Source organism: Mesorhizobium sp. WSM4310 (assembly GCF_007003935.1).
Lineage (GTDB): Bacteria > Pseudomonadota > Alphaproteobacteria > Rhizobiales > Rhizobiaceae > Mesorhizobium.
The window spans coordinates 24,397-39,657 of record NZ_VFTA01000007.1 but is presented as its reverse complement, the minus strand read 5'-3'; the positions used below and the strand labels follow the sequence as shown (position 1 = coordinate 39,657).

At 63.2% G+C, this 15,261-nt stretch carries 11 protein-coding genes and 1 pseudogene; 6 read left to right on the top strand and 6 right to left on the bottom strand.

The genetic code is table 11. The features are described 5' to 3' along the window. Positions 1 to 12: 12 nt before the first annotated feature. From FJV80_RS10180 to FJV80_RS10165, 4 genes are all read right to left on the bottom strand, one after another. Positions 13 to 690 (bottom strand): DUF1345 domain-containing protein, encoded by a 678-nt coding sequence (locus FJV80_RS10180; RefSeq protein WP_095772780.1) that lies wholly within the window; start codon positions 688 to 690, stop codon positions 13 to 15. A gap of 26 nt (positions 691 to 716) precedes the next feature. Further along, positions 717 to 1,184, bottom strand: a complete 468-nt coding sequence (locus FJV80_RS10175; protein ID WP_095772779.1) for a YaiI/YqxD family protein — start codon at positions 1,182 to 1,184, stop codon at positions 717 to 719. Between the two features lie 63 nt (positions 1,185 to 1,247). Beyond that, complete coding sequence (gfa, locus tag FJV80_RS10170; RefSeq protein ID WP_142876286.1) at positions 1,248 to 1,817, bottom strand: S-(hydroxymethyl)glutathione synthase; 570 nt, start codon at positions 1,815 to 1,817, stop codon at positions 1,248 to 1,250. A 67-nt stretch (positions 1,818 to 1,884) separates the two neighbouring features. Beyond that, positions 1,885 to 3,012 (bottom strand): S-(hydroxymethyl)glutathione dehydrogenase/class III alcohol dehydrogenase, encoded by a 1,128-nt coding sequence (locus FJV80_RS10165; RefSeq protein ID WP_095790078.1) that lies wholly within the window; start codon positions 3,010 to 3,012, stop codon positions 1,885 to 1,887. Positions 3,013 to 3,212: 200 nt separating this feature from the next. Between FJV80_RS10165 and FJV80_RS10160 the strand changes: the two genes are divergently transcribed. The 3 genes and pseudogenes from FJV80_RS10160 to FJV80_RS10150 all read left to right on the top strand — a co-directional run bounded on the left by FJV80_RS10160 (position 3,213) and on the right by FJV80_RS10150 (position 9,708). Continuing rightward, the gene (locus FJV80_RS10160) at positions 3,213 to 5,225 is read left to right on the top strand and encodes an acetyl/propionyl/methylcrotonyl-CoA carboxylase subunit alpha (protein ID WP_142876285.1); all 2,013 of its coding nucleotides are present in this window, start codon (positions 3,213 to 3,215) and stop codon (positions 5,223 to 5,225) included. Between the two features lie 106 nt (positions 5,226 to 5,331). Next, a complete protein-coding gene (dnaE, locus tag FJV80_RS10155; protein ID WP_142876284.1) occupies positions 5,332 to 8,859 on the top strand; it encodes a DNA polymerase III subunit alpha in 3,528 nt (1,175 codons plus the stop codon). A gap of 52 nt (positions 8,860 to 8,911) precedes the next feature. Beyond that, positions 8,912 to 9,708, top strand: a pseudogene (locus tag FJV80_RS10150) (ion channel). 11 nt (positions 9,709 to 9,719) lie between these two features. On the opposite strand, the gene FJV80_RS10145 reads toward FJV80_RS10150, so the two are convergent. Then, positions 9,720 to 10,601, bottom strand: coding sequence for a DMT family transporter (locus FJV80_RS10145; protein WP_095772773.1), 882 nt, complete (start codon positions 10,599 to 10,601; stop codon positions 9,720 to 9,722). Positions 10,602 to 10,790: 189 nt separating this feature from the next. Between FJV80_RS10145 and FJV80_RS10140 the strand changes: the two genes are divergently transcribed. Beyond that, complete coding sequence (locus FJV80_RS10140; RefSeq protein WP_142876283.1) at positions 10,791 to 11,297, top strand: hypothetical protein; 507 nt, start codon at positions 10,791 to 10,793, stop codon at positions 11,295 to 11,297. Positions 11,298 to 11,339: 42 nt separating this feature from the next. Here the strand turns inward: FJV80_RS10140 and FJV80_RS10135 are convergent, their stop codons facing one another. Then, a complete protein-coding gene (locus FJV80_RS10135) occupies positions 11,340 to 12,668 on the bottom strand; it encodes a DNA polymerase IV (RefSeq protein ID WP_142876282.1) in 1,329 nt (442 codons plus the stop codon). 66 nt (positions 12,669 to 12,734) lie between these two features. On the opposite strand from FJV80_RS10135, the gene FJV80_RS10130 reads away from it, so the two are divergent. Next, positions 12,735 to 13,310: a GNAT family N-acetyltransferase gene (locus tag FJV80_RS10130; RefSeq protein ID WP_095772770.1), complete on the top strand. Its 576-nt coding sequence runs from the start codon at positions 12,735 to 12,737 to the stop codon at positions 13,308 to 13,310. A 317-nt stretch (positions 13,311 to 13,627) separates the two neighbouring features. Continuing rightward, positions 13,628 to 15,208, top strand: a complete 1,581-nt coding sequence (locus FJV80_RS10125) for a hypothetical protein (protein WP_095772769.1) — start codon at positions 13,628 to 13,630, stop codon at positions 15,206 to 15,208. The last annotated feature ends 53 nt before the right edge of the window (positions 15,209 to 15,261 follow it).

The following is a 15,261-nucleotide window of genomic DNA, read 5'->3' as shown; positions in this document are numbered from 1 at the left end:
ATCACGGATTTATTACGGAGCACCCAGGCTGACGGCGAGATTGACGGCCGCGGCGACGATGACGGTGTTGAAGAAAAACGACAGGATCGAGTGAACAAGCACGACACAGCGCATATGCGTGGTCGATATGTTGGTGTCGGCGGTTTGCGCGGTCATGCCGATGACCGCCGAGAAATAGAGGAAATCCCAGCCTTCCGGCCGTTTGTCGCCTGGGAACAGCAATCCGCCGACCGGGATTTTCTTATTGGTTTCGGCCTCCACCGCATCGCCGTCCATCCAGTAGACATGCGCATAATGAAGTGCGGCCATGGCATGGATGGTGAACCAGCCAAGCGGGATCGACAGCAGCGCGAAACCAAGCTCGACGGAATTGCCTCTGTTCTTCTGATTGATAAGCAGGAACAACGAGACAACGGCGACGACAACGACGACGAGCGTCACTGCGAAGATGACCAGCACCGGCTGGTCGGTGGCGCGCGCATTCTTGCTCAGATATTTGCCGGTGAATTTGGGCATCTGGCTGACGACAAGAATGACGTAGGCGGCGAAAAAGGCATTGGCGCCGATCGAGTAGGCGAGCGGGGCGTGCAGCAGCAACGCCACAAGGAGCGCGAGCGCGCCGAAACACGCCGACATTGCGAACAGCATATGGCGCTGCATGGGTCCCTGGATCGGGGTTTCGGTGGCCATGACGTCTCCACCCTCGCGCTCGGTTTCTAGCCGGGTGTGGCGGATTTCAGCGCGCGCCGCAAGATGCGGTCGAGTTCGCCGAGGAACCGCGAGCGGTCCTGTGGCGCGAAGGAGGCGTTGTAACCCTTGCTCTCGCCGGTCTCGCGCAGATGCTGCTTGAGGTCGCGCATGGCCACCGCCATGCCGATGGTTTCGGGCGTAAACGGCCGCCCCGTAGGCCCGAGCACATGGGCGCCTAGCGCCACCGCGCGGGCGGCAAGCGGAATGTCTGCCGTCACCACGACATCGTTGGATCTGGCGTTCTCGACGATCCAGTCGTCGGCGGCGTCCGCGCCCTTGGAGACCACGACATTGCGGATCATCGGATCGCGCGAGGGCCGCAAGCCGCCATTGGAGACGTAGGTGACGACGACGCCGAGGCGCTCGGCGACTTTCTCGACCTCGGCCTTGACCGGGCACGCATCGGCGTCGACGTAGATGGCGGGTGCGGACATTGTTTCTCCGAAACGGACAGGGGCCGGAAGCATGTCCGGCCCCTGCCTGAAATCCTGCAGCGTTCAGGCCGGCAAGGCGCCAGACTTCTTTGCCGTCCAGGTAGCGATATAGTCCATCAGGCCGGGGTTGAGACAGTCATATGGTTCGAGCCCGATTGTCCTTAGCTGCGCGCGAATACCGTCCATCCGCTTTGGATCGACGCCGGATTCGATGATCGACGAGACGAAGGCGGTGAAGCCCGGCGGCGACCAGCCATCCTCGACGAAGCGCTCGGGGTGGATGAAGGTCAGGCCCTTGAACGGATGGTCGCGCTCGACCGGGCCGTGCATATGGACACTGCAGCCGGTGCAGGCATGGCGCTGGATCAGCGCCGAGGGGTCGACCACTTTCAGCTTGTCGCCGTTCTCGCTGACGGTGACGTCGCCCGTGCCGGCGACGGCAACCACCGAGAATATAGCGCCTTCCGGCTTCCAGCATTTGGTGCAGCCGCAGGCGTGGTTGTGGGCGATCTGGCCCTTGACCTTCACCTTGACCGGCTTGCTGGTGCAAGCGCAGACCAGCGTGCCGCCGGCAAAGCTCGCGCTCTCCTTGGGCAGGCCATTGTCGATTTTCGGATGCAGTTTCTCCGCCATTCTTTTCTCCTCCCAGTTGTGAACCACAGAGGTCGCAGGCCGGTCGGTCGGCGGCGTGTGGCTTGCTTCAGTAAACGACGACGCTGCGGATCGACTTGCCCTCATGCATGAGGTCGAACCCCTTGTTGATGTCTTCCAGCTTCAGCAAATGGGTGATCATAGGATCGATCTGTATCTTGCCGTCCATGTACCAGTCGACGATGCGCGGCACGTCGGTGCGGCCGCGCGCGCCGCCGAAGGCGGTGCCCATCCAGGTGCGGCCGGTAACCAACTGGAACGGCCGCGTCGAGATTTCCTGGCCGGCGCCGGCGACGCCGATGATGACCGACTTGCCCCAGCCGCGGTGCGAGGCTTCCAGCGCCTGGCGCATCACCTTGGTGTTGCCGGTGCAGTCGAACGTGTAGTCGGCGCCGCCGATCTGGTCGGCGCCGCGCTTGGTCATGTTGACGAGGTGCGGGACGATGTCGCCGTCGATCTCCTTCGGATTGACGAAATGCGTCATGCCGAACCGCTCGCCCCATTCCTTCTTGTCGTTGTTGAGGTCGACGCCGATGATCATGTCGGCGCCGGCAAGCTTCAGGCCCTGGATGACGTTGAGGCCAATGCCGCCGAGGCCGAAGACCACGGCGGTGGCGCCTTGCTCGACCTTGGCGGTGTTGATGACCGCACCGATGCCGGTGGTCACCCCGCAGCCGATGTAGCAGATCTTGTCGAAGGGGGCGTCGGGATTGACCTTGGCCAGCGCGATCTCGGGCAGCACGGTGAAATTCGAGAAGGTCGAGCAGCCCATATAGTGGAAAATCTTGTCCTTGCCGATCGAAAAGCGCGACGAGCCGTCGGGCATCAGGCCCTGGCCCTGCGTGGCGCGGATGGCAGTGCACAGATTGGTCTTTCTCGACAGGCAGGACGGGCACTGCCGGCATTCGGGCGTATAGAGCGGGATGACATGGTCGCCCTTCTTGACCGAGGTGACGCCCTTGCCGACATCGACCACCACGCCAGCGCCCTCATGGCCGAGAATGGCCGGGAACAGGCCTTCGGGATCGGCGCCCGACAAAGTGAACTCGTCGGTGTGGCAGATGCCGGTCGCCTTGATCTCGACCAGCACCTCGCCTTCGCGCGGACCGTCGAGGTCGACCTCCATGATCTCCAGCGGCTTTCCGGCGGCGACGGCAACAGCGGCGCGGGTTTTCATAGGGCGTCCTCCAAATGCGAATTTTTTTCCAAGGTTTCAGGTTTTTTCGACACGATCAACTGGAAGCTGGCGCCGAGACTGGGCCACAGCGATGAATTGGAATCGCAAATCGATTGAAAGGCAGTGATTTGCATGGTCGGCTTGACCCCGCAAGCACAGGTCATAAAAGGAACGACCGACCGGAGGGGAACGACCTCAGCATGTTCACGAAAATCCTGATCGCCAACCGTGGCGAGATCGCCTGTCGCGTCATCAAGACGGCGCGCATGATGGGGATTGCCACGGTCGCGGTCTATTCCGATGCCGATCGCGATGCCGTGCATGTCGAGATGGCCGACGAGGCGGTGCATATCGGGCCTTCGCCCGCCGCGCAAAGTTATCTTGTCCCTGAAAAGATCATCGCCGCCTGCAAGGAAACCGGGGCTCAGGCCGTGCATCCCGGCTATGGCTTCCTGTCTGAACGGGCCGCCTTCTGCGAAGCGCTGGAGAAGGAAGGCATCGTCTTCATCGGCCCGAAGCCCAAGGCGATCAAGGCGATGGGCGACAAGATCGAATCGAAGAAATTCGCCAATGCCGCCAAGGTTTCGACGGTCCCGGGCTGGCTCGGCGTCATCGAGAATGCCGACCATGCCGAGAAGATCGCCGGCGAGATCGGTTATCCCGTGATGATCAAGGCCTCGGCCGGCGGCGGCGGCAAGGGCATGCGCATTGCCTGGAACCAGTCGGAAGTGCGCGACGGCTTCGACCGGGCGCGCTCGGAGGCCAAGAGCTCGTTCGGCGACGACCGCGTGTTCATCGAAAAATTCGTCGTCGATCCGCGCCATATCGAGATCCAGGTGCTGGCCGACGCGCATGGCAATGCGCTCTATCTCGGCGAGCGCGAATGCTCGATCCAGCGCCGCAACCAGAAGGTCGCGGAAGAGGCGCCGTCGCCATTCCTCGACGCCAAGACGCGCAAGGCCATGGGCGAGCAGTCGGTGGCGCTGGCCAGGGCCGTCGACTATCAGAGCGCCGGCACGGTCGAGTTCATCGTCGACAAGGACAAGAACTTCTATTTCCTTGAAATGAATACACGATTGCAAGTCGAGCACCCCGTGACGGAGCTCGTCACCGGCATCGATCTGGTCGAGCAGATGATCCGGGTCGCCGCCGGCGAGAAGCTCGCTTTGAAGCAAAGCGACATCAAGCTGAATGGCTGGGCGGTGGAAAGCCGGCTCTATGCAGAGGATCCCTATCGCAATTTCCTGCCGTCGATCGGCCGGCTGACGCGCTACCGGCCGCCGGAGGAAGGGCAATTCGGCGATGTCGTCATCCGCAACGACACCGGCGTCACCGAAGGCTCCGAGATTTCGATGTTCTATGACCCGATGCTCGCCAAATTGTGCACCTGGGCGCCGACGCGCATCGAAGCGATCGACGCCATGTCGGAAGCGCTCGACAGTTTTGTGGTGGACGGCATCGAGCACAACATTCCGTTCCTGGCGGCGCTGATGCAGCATCCGCGCTGGCGGGAAGGGGCGATATCGACCGGCTTCATAGCAGAGGAATATCCCGACGGTTTTGCGCCCATCGTGCCGAACAGCGAAGAAAAGGCGGTGCTGGCCTCCATCGTGACCGCGGTGGAACTGCTGCGACGCGACCGGCTCGACCGGCTGGGTGGGCGGCTGGCGCCGCATTTGGGCGTACTCAAGCGCGATTGGGTGGTGAAGCTCGGCGGCGAATATCTCCAGGCGTCCATCCTCGAAGGCATGATCTCCATTCCGATGGAGATCGACCTGTCGATCGACGGCGGCAAGGCGCTGACCGTTTCATCCGACTGGCGGCCGGGCGACCTGATCTGGCGCGGCACGGTCGGCAAGCGCTCCGTTGTCGCCCAGATCCGGCCTGTCGCCAACGGTCTTCGCATCGCCTGGAAAGGCATGTCGGTGACCGCGCGCGCCATGCTGCCGCGCATCGCCGAGCTGGAACGGCTGATGCCGGAGAAGGTGGCGCCGGACACGTCGAAACTGCTGCTCTGCCCTATGCCCGGCCTCGTCGTGTCGATCGCTGTCACCGAGGGCCAGGAGGTCAAGGCCGGCGAGACCTTGGCCGTAGTCGAGGCGATGAAGATGGAAAACGTGCTGCGCGCCGAGCGCGATCTCATCGTGTCGAAACTCAACGCCAAGCCCGGCGACAGTCTCGCTGTGGACGCAGTGATCATGGAGTTCGCCTGAACAAGCGGCAAGCCTGTGATTGGCGGTCGTTTGTGCTGGACTGGTATCGCCCGGTCCCGGACAATACATCTCCATCGACTCAGAGCCTTCGAGTGCGCGAGAAACCATGGCGGATGACAGACTTCCACGCGATCCCTTGAAGCGCGAAGCCGCCATTGCGGCCGCGCGGCCGGAGGTGCCGGCGCGGCCGTTCGTGCATCTGCGCGTGCATTCGGCCTATTCGCTGCTCGAGGGCGCGCTCCAGCTCGGCAAGATCGTCGGCCATGCCGTGAAGGACGAGGCGCCGGCGATCGCCGTCACCGACACCAACAATCTGTTCGGCGCGCTCGAATTCGCGCAGAAGGCGGTGAAGGACGGCATCCAGCCGATCATCGGCTGCCAGATCGCGCTCGCCTTTTCCGGTGAGAACAGCGATGGCCAGCGCGACCGCCGACGTCAAGGCCCGGAGATGCGGCCGGTCGTTCTGCTCGCCGCGACCGAAGCCGGCTATTCCAACCTGGTCAGGCTGGTCAGCCGCGTCTACCTGGAAACGCCGCCCGGCGAAGCGGTGCATCTGACGACTGAGATGCTGGAGGGAAAGGCCGATGGGCTGATCTGCCTCAGCGGTGGGCCGCGCGGCCCGATCGGCAACGCCTTGAAGGAGGATCGCCGCGATCTGGCCGAGGCGCGGCTTTTGACGCTCAAGGCGATGTTCGGCGACCGGCTCTATGTCGAATTGGACCGGGTCGCGGGCTACGACCGGGTCATCGAACATCAGACGATCGATCTCGCCTACGCGCACGAACTACCGCTTGTCGCCACCAACGAAGCCTTCTTCTCGTCGCGCGACGATTATGAAGCGCATGACGCGCTGATTGCCATTGCCGAAGGCTCCGTCGTCGCCGTCGACACCCGCCGCCGGCTGTCGCCGGACAATTTCCTGCGCAGCCAGGCCGAAATGGCGCAATTGTTCGCCGACCTGCCGGAAGCGATCGACAACACGGTCGAGATCGCGCAGCGCTGTTCCTACTATCCAAAAACCCGCAGCCCGATCCTGCCGCGCTTCACCGGCGGCGATGGGTCCGATAAGGATGCGGCCGAAAAGGCCGAGGCCGCGGAGCTGGCGCGCCAGGCGCGCGAGGGGCTCGACGCGCGGCTTGCGCTGCACGGGCCGACGCCGGGCTACACGGTCGAGCAATATCGCGAACGGCTCGAGTTCGAGCTCGGCATCATCGAGAAGATGAAATTTCCGGGCTACTTCCTGATCGTTGCCGACTTCATCAAATGGGCCAAGGCGCAAGGCATTCCAGTCGGACCGGGCCGTGGTTCGGGCGCCGGATCGCTGGTCGCCTATTCGACGACCATCACCGATATCGATCCGCTGCGCTTCTCCCTGCTGTTCGAGCGCTTCCTCAATCCCGACCGCGTGTCGATGCCCGACTTCGACATCGACTTCTGCCAGGATCGTCGCGAAGAGGTGATCCGCTACGTCCAGCAGAAATACGGCCGCGACCAGGTCGGCCAGATCATCACTTTCGGTACGCTGCAGGCGCGCGCCGTGCTGCGCGACGTCGGCCGTGTGCTGCAGATGCCTTATGGCCAGGTCGACAAGCTGTCCAAGATGGTGCCGCAGAACCCGGCCAATCCGGTCAAGCTCGCGGATGCCATCGCCAACGAGCCGCGCTTTGCCGAAGAGGCCGAGAAGGAGCCGATCGTCCAGACGCTGCTCGACATGGCGCAGAAGCTGGAAGGCCTTTACCGCCACGCTTCCACACACGCCGCCGGCATCGTCATCGGCGACCGGCCTTTGTCGGAACTGGTGCCGATGTACCGCGATCCGCGCTCGGACATGCCGGTCACCCAGTTCAACATGAAATATGTCGAGCAGGCCGGGTTGGTGAAGTTCGACTTCCTCGGCCTGAAGACGCTGACCGTGCTGGAGACGGCGGTGAAGCTGATCCGCCGGCGCGGCATCGACATCGATCTGGCGACGATCCCGCTCGACGACCCCGAGACCTACGCCATGCTGTCGCGCGGCGAGGTGGTCGGCGTGTTCCAGGTGGAAAGTGCCGGCATGCGCAAGGCGCTGATCGGCATGCGGCCCGACTGCATCGAGGACATCATCGCGCTCGTTGCCCTCTACCGGCCGGGCCCGATGGAGAACATCCCGACCTACAATGCCAGAAAGCATGGCGAGGAGGAGATGGCCTCGATCCATCCGAAGATCGACCATCTGGTGAAGGAGACGCAAGGCGTCATCGTTTACCAGGAACAGGTGATGCAGATCGCGCAGGAGCTGTCCGGCTATTCGCTCGGCGAGGCCGACCTTCTGCGCCGCGCCATGGGCAAGAAGATCCGCGCCGAGATGGACAAGCAGCGCGAGCGCTTTGTCTCGGGGGCGGTCGAGCGCGGTGTCAGCAAGCCGCAAGCCGACTTTATTTTCGACCTGCTGGCCAAGTTCGCCGACTACGGTTTCAACAAGTCGCACGCCGCCGCCTACGCCGTGGTCTCGTACCAGACCGCCTATCTCAAGGCGCATTATCCGGTTGAGTTCCTGGCCGCATCGATGACGCTCGACATGGGCAATACCGACAAGCTTGCCGACTTCCGCCAGGACGCACTGCGCCTCGGCATCGAGGTTCTGGCGCCGTCGGTGATGACGAGTTTCCGGCCTTTCGAGGTCGGCGAGAACCGCATCTATTACTCGATGGCGGCGCTCAAGGGCGTCGGCGACGCGGCGGTCGAGCACATCGTTGCCGTGCGCGGCGAAAAGCCGTTCAAGAATCTCGCCGATTTCTGCGAGCGGGTCGATCCCAAGATCGTCGGCAAGCGCGTCTTCGAAAGCCTGATCATGGCCGGCGCGCTCGACTGCTTCGGCCATGACCGCGCCCAGATGATGGCTGGCGTCGAACGGATGATGGGATTGGCGTCACTTGCCCAGCAGAACGCCGTTTCCGGACAGGCCGATATTTTCGGCGCCTCGCTCGGCGCACAGTCGCAGGCGCTGAACCTGCCGGCGACGGACCCATGGCTCGCGGCCGACCGGCTGCACCGCGAATTCCAGGTCGTCGGCTTCTATTTCTCGGCCCATCCGCTCGACGAATACAAGGCGGCTTTGCAGAAGATGCGGGTGCAGAACTGGGCGGAGTTCTCGGCCGCCGTCAAACGCGGCGCTTCCGCCGGCCGCCTGGCAGGCACGGTGACCAGCAAACAGGAGCGCAAGACGCGCACCGGCAACAAGATGGGCGTCGTGGCCTTTTCCGATACTTCCGGCCAGTACGAGGCCGTGCTGTTTTCCGAAGCGTTGGCGCAGTACCGTGACCTGCTCGAAGCTGGCCGCTCCGTCGTGATCACCGTCGCGGCCGAGGACCGGCCCGAGGGCGTCAATTTGCGCATCAACTCCGTGCAATCGCTGGAGGAGGAGGCAAGCCGCATCCAGAAGGCGCTGCGCATATTCGTCAGGAACGATGGACCCGCCTCGATAATCCAATCCCAGCTGACCCAGCGCGGTGAAAGCCAGGTGAGCATCATCGTGATCAAGGAAGAGGCCCAGGGCGAGGTCGAGATCGCCTTGCAGGGCGGCTACCGCGTTTCGCCGCAGATCGCCTCGGCAATGCGCGCCGTGCCCGGTGTGGTCGAAGTGGAGTTGGTGTGACCCTCGCCCTTGGCAGGCGTCGGCACATGCCGCCCATGTCATCGCGATCGGCATGAAGGCCGCGGACAAGCGAGCATCACAGGATCGTTCCGCCATGGCGCGGCTGCGCGACACGCTGCGCAGGCTCTATCATGGGCGCATGCCCGCCGCCTTCCGGTTTCAGGTTGCGGCAATCGTCATCGATCTCGCCATTGTCGCCTTCTTCATCGCGACACCCGTCATCCAGCAATCGGCCTCGTTCCTATGGCTGGATTATGCGGTGGCCGCGCTCGTCGGCGCCGATCTGATCGCCCGGCTGCTGGCCTCAAACGACATGCTGCGCCTGATGAAGCAGCCGACTTCCTGGGTGGATGTCTTCATCCTGTTGACGCTGCTGATGCCGACGGCGCTCGCCAATCTCTGCGCATCCTGCGGCTGTGGTCGCTGTCGCGCAGCGGTTCGATCTGGCGGCATTTCGAGATGCGTGGGCTCAGGCCCTGGCGCGAGGCAAGCCATGCGGTCATCAACCTCCTGACGTTTCTGTTCGTCATCACCGGCTTCGTCTACACCTTCTTCTTCCGTAATGGAGCCGGCCTGGAAAACTACATCGACGCGCTTTATTTCACCGTCGCCACGGTGACGACGACCGGCTTCGGCGACATCGTGCTGCCGGGAATGGCCGGCAAGCTGACGGCGATCGTCACCATGATCATCGGCATATCGCTGTTTGTCAGGCTGGCGCAGGCGATGTTCCGGCCGGCCAAGGTGTTCTTTCCCTGTCCGCAATGCGGGCTGCAGCGGCATGAACCGGATGCCGTGCACTGCAAGGCCTGCGGGCAAGTCCTCAACATACCGAACGAAGGCGGCTGACGGGCCGAACCCTACGATGCCGCCACTTCAGCCGGCTGTACCGGTTTGCGCTGCAGATTGAGCAGATTGCCCATCAGGATCAGCAGCGCGCCACCAGCGGTGAAAGCGTCGATCTGCTCGTGATAGAGCAGCCAGCCGACCAGCGCCGACAAGGGCACCCGCAGGAAATCCATCGGCGAAATGACGGTGGCATCGGCATAGGTAAGCGCGCGGGCCATGCAGAAATGTGACGACATGCCGGTGAAGGCGATCAGCAGGATCCAGGGCCAGAGTTCAAGCGATGGGGTGCGCCACACGTAGAGCGCGGGGATGAGGCCGAGCGCCGACTGGATGATCAGCATCCAGAAAATGATGCGCACGACGCTGTCGGTGCGCGTCAGCGATTTCACCAGCACCAGCGATATGCCGAAACAGACCGCGGCGCCCAGCACGACCAGATGTCCGGGATCGACCGCGTCGACGCCTGGACGGACGATGACCACCACGCCGATCAGGCCGAGCACGACTGCCGCCAGTTTCGGCCGGCTCAGCCTTTCGCCGAGAAAAGTCACCGCCAGGATCGCCGTCCAGATCGGCGTAGTGAATTCGATCGAGATCAGCACAGCCAGCGGGATCAGCGTCAAGGCGTAGAGCCATGCCGCCTGGCCGCTATAGTGGACGACGTTGCGGGCGAGATGGGCGAGGGGACGCTGCGTGCGCATTGCCGCGAAGCCGCCGCTCGCCAGCACCAGCGGCAAGAGGATGAAGAAGCCGATCACCGAGCGCAGTTCCAGCACCTGGAAGACGTTGAGTTCGGCCGTCGTGGCGCGGCCGGCGACCGACATAGCCAGGAAAGAGCTGATCGACAGCGCCATCCAGAACGCGGCCTTGGGGATCGAGGGGGTGGGTGCCATGGCAGCTATCTCGCAGGCTGGGGCTTTTGCCGCAATTGCTAGTCACTCCATTCTTCTGGGCCAGTTGCAGTGGCGTGATGTGCAAAACGGTCATGTCGCGAGCGGAACCCGATAGGGCAGTGGGCGTTGAGTCCCGGTATTCAGCCGAGCTTCGCAGGACGTCTTTCAGCGTCGACAGGGAGAATTTCGATGAGACCATTCGCGCAATTTGCGCTTGCCGGCTGTCTCCTGGTCGCGGCAGGCACGGCACATGCCGACGAGACCAAGTTTCTCCAGTCGTTCAAGGGCAGTTTTGCCGGCAAGGGCACTGTCCAGTTGACCACCGATGTGCCGAACGTCAGTGTTTCCTGCAGCTTCAAGTCGAACGCGACCTCGACCTCGCTCTCGCTGGATGGCAATTGCCGCGGTCTCGTTTTGGTGACGCGGGCCATCAGTGCCAAGTTGAAGGTGGCGGGTGCGAAATATAGCGGCGTCTATGTCGGGTCGCGCACCGGACCGGCACAGCTGAACGGCAGCCGTTCGGGCGACGCGATCAATCTTGGCATCCGCTGGGCCCAGGAGGTCAATGGCGATCGCAAGGCGCGGATGACGGTCGAGAAGCGAGGCGAGAACGGCATCCGGCTCACGGTCACCGATACCGATCCGAAAACCGGCAAGAACGTGGTGATGAGCCTGATCGATCTGACGCGCGTCTGACGGCAGGATCCGACTGAATCTCGACACATCCGGTATCTAGGCTCAGTCTTCCAGCGGCTCCGGCGGATGGGCATCGCGACCCCTGCCGAACGTATAGCCGGTCTCCACCGCCTTGCGGCCGAATTTGTCGCGCAGCGCATCGATCGCGCCTTCGGCCATGGCGCGTTTGCGCGACTTGACGTCGACCAGATCCGGCGGGTCGGCCTTGTCGTCGTCGGAGAGGTCGCTGACGCCGATGCCGAGCAATCGAAATTTCGTGCCGTCCGTTTCCCTGCGAAGAAGCTCCACCCCGGTCTGGAAGATACGGTCCGCGAGCCGCGTCGGGTCGCCGAGCTGGCGGTTGCGCGTGCGCAGTTTGAAATCCTGGGTCTTCAGCTTCAGCACCACGGTGCGTCCGGCAATGCCTGACTTTTTCAGCCGCGCCGAGACCTTTTCCGAGAGCCCTCTCAGCACCGCGACCAACTCGTCCAGCGACGCGATGTCGGTATCGAAGGTGGTTTCGGCCGACACGCTCTTGGCGTCCTGGTCGGGGTCGACGCGGCGAACGTCCTCGCCACGCGAAAGCCGGTAGAGCCGGTCGCCCATCACGCCGTAGCGGCGCATCAGGTCGCCACGCTCCATCGTCTGAAGCTGGCCGATGGTGCGGATGCCGTCGCGTTCCAGCGTGGCGTTGAACGCCTTGCCGACGCCCCAGATCATGGTCACCGGCTGCGTCGCCAGGAAGCCGACCGCCTCGGCCTCGCCGATGACCGAAAAGCCGCGCGGCTTGCGGAAGTCCGACGCGATCTTGGCGAGGAACTTGCAGTAGGAGAGGCCCGCGGAAACGGTGATGCCGATCTCTTTCTCGACGGCCAGCGCGAAGCGCGCCAGAACCACGGCCGGCGGCAGGCCGTGCAGCCGTTCGGTGCCGGCGAGGTCGAGAAACGCCTCGTCGATCGACAGCGGCTCGACCAGCGGCGTCAGCGCCTGCATCATGGCGCGCACCTCGCGGCCGACACGTACGTACTTTTCCATGTTGGGCGGGATCACGACCGCCTCGGGGCAGGCCTCGAGCGCCTTGAACATCGGCATGGCGGAGCGCACGCCCCGGATGCGGGCGATGTAGCAAGCGGTGGAGACGACCCCGCGCTTGCCGCCGCCGATGATCAGCGGCTTGTCCTTGAGCGCCGGGTTGTCGCGCTTTTCGATCGCCGCGTAGAAGGCGTCGCAATCGATATGGGCCAGATGCAGCTGGTAAAGCTCGTGATGACGGGCAAGGCGAGGGCTGCCGCAGCGCTGGCAGCGGCGCGATTCACCGCGCTGAAACGTCAGGCAGTCACGGCAAAAACCGTGATCGGGATTGTTGACAGGGGCCGCCATCACTGCGAACATAAAGAGAACAGAGGCAATGGTACGACAGTGCAGGGCTAGCGACAAGCTTGGCCTGGGGAGAACCATATGAGCACGACCGTAGTACCGCTGGCGCCCGAGCTGTGGCCTGATTTCGAGGACCTTTTCGGCAAGCAGGGCGCCTGCTACGGCTGCTGGTGCACGCATTTCCGGCTGGCGCCGGCGGCGCGGCGCGAGAGCAGCCGCGAACGCAACAAGGACCATATCAAGGCGCGCATCGAGGCCGGCCCGCCCCCCGGCCTGCTGGCCTTCGAGGACGGCAAGGCGGTCGGCTGGATGCAGATCGGGCCGCGCGCCGACGTGCCTGAATGGAACAACAAGGGCAGGGGCTCGGCGCCGATCGATCCCGCCGACGCTTCCGATCCGGCCGTCTGGGCGATCTCCTGCTTCTTCGTCCGCGCCAAGGCGCGGGGCCGGGGCATCACGCACCGCCTCGTCGAAGGCGGCATCGATTTCGCCCGCGGCAACGGCGCACGGCTTGTCGAGGCCTGCCCGATCGACCTGTCGCGCGATTCGCGCTCGATCGGCCTGTTCGTCGGCTCGTCGGGGGTGTTCGAGAAAGCCGGGTTCGAGAGGCTGGTGGAACGCAAGGCGGGCCGGCCGCTGATGCGGCTGGTGCTTTGATCTCGTTTTTGTCGGCGGGCGTTGTTGATTTCATCTTGCAGTTGTGGCGGTAACTTCATACCCGCATGAAAGAAACGGAGAATTCTTGTGAAACGTGCCCTGCCTTTCGCTTTCATGGCGACGGCAGCCAAGACGGTGACGGCGATGCAGGCGCGAAACAGAGCCCTTGAAGGTATAGCTTCACAGCGCTGATAACCGGCTCCTGCTTTTGGCTGACAGCCTGACTGTCATCATCTTGCAGTTGTGATGGTATTTCCCTACCAGAAGCACGAAACGATTTTTGCCTTTTCGATCAACGGAGACTTCCCGTGAACCGTATGTTGCCAATTGCCTTTGCCGCGCTTCTCTTCAGCGCGCCCGCCTTCGGCCAGACCGTCGACAGCAAGGGTGCCAAGCAATTGTCCGATGACCTGTCCCGCTATGTCGGCAAACAGGCGCTCGACAAGGGCATTCTGAAGGTTTCGGTCGAAGGCGACGCCTACAAGGTCGCGTTCGATCTCAAGGCGCTTGCCGCGACGGTTCCCGCACAGGGAAAGGTGAAACTCGACTTCGCGCCCTACGCCGTGCTGGTGAAGCCGCGCAGCGACGGGACCTGGGATGTCTCGATGGATTTTTCGCAGAGCGGATCCTTCGAGTTCAACGGGCCCGAGGGGCTGCAGAGCACGCAGTTTTCGATCAAGGACGGCAAGGGTTCCGGCATCTATGATCCCAGTCTGGCGGCATTCATCAGCGGCACCAGCTCGTTGGCCGGCATGACGATGGCATCGAAGGATGCCAAGCAGCAGATGGAGGCCAGCACCGGCGCCGGCACCGCGACGATCGCCGCCACCAAGGCCGCCAATGGCGGCGTCGATTTCACGATGTCGCAAAAAATTTCGAATTTCGCCGAGGCGATCAAACTGGACGATCCCGAGAACGGGCTGAATTTTCCGGTCACCATCAAGTCGCCGGAATTGTCGGTGGAAGCCAGCGGCAAGGGCGTGCAGACGAGGCCGCTGCTCGACCTCCTGGCATTTGCCGTGGCCAATGAGGACGAGAAGACGCTGAAGGCAAACCAGGCGCAGCTCAAGTCGCTGCTGCGCGCAGCGCTTCCGGTGTGGGAGCGCATCGACGGCACCTATGGCTTCAAGGATTTCGCGGTCGACAGCCCGATAGGCACTTTCGGCGCGACCCAGCTCAGCACCGCGTTCGGCAGCGATGGCGTTTCCCAGAGTGGCAAGGTCACCTACGGCATCAAGGCGTCGGGCCTGACCGTGCCGCAGCAGCTTTTGCCGAGCTGGAGCGTGGCGTTGCTGCCCACCGATATCGACCTGAACTTCGGCGGTGCCAATATCGATCTCGACACCATGGCGAAGAAGGCGATCGAAGCCTTTGATCTCAATCAGGATCCGCCGCTGTCGGCCGAGTTCGGCGACCAGCTCAAGACCGACTTCCTGGCCAAGGCGCCGAAGGTCGTCATTAGCCACAGCGTTGTGAAGAACAAGGACATGGAGATCGCGCTGGAAGGCGAGATGACGAGCTTCGGCCAGAAACCCGACGCAAATCTCACCGTCGATGTCGCCGGCTTCGACAAGATCATGGCGCATCTGCAGGAAGCGGCAAAGGCGGAACCGGAGGTCGGGCAGTATGTGCCTGTCGCTCTCATGGTCAAGGGCTTTGCCAAGACGCTGCCGGACGGTCGGCTGGAATGGGCCGTCAGCACCAAGGCCGATGGCTCGGTCACCGTCAACGGCGTCATGCTGAAGCCCGCCGATCCGGCGGTGGACGACAGCGTCGACGACGGTGACGGCGCGGACGACAGCAGCGGCGGCGACAATGGCGATGGCGCCAATGGTGGCGGCAGCGACAATGGTGGCGACAGCGATAATGGTGGGGCCGGCGCGAAGCTGAATCCTTGAGGTTGGGCTTTCCAGCAATTCCAGGAAAAACGCACAGCGTTTTTCCCTTGGGA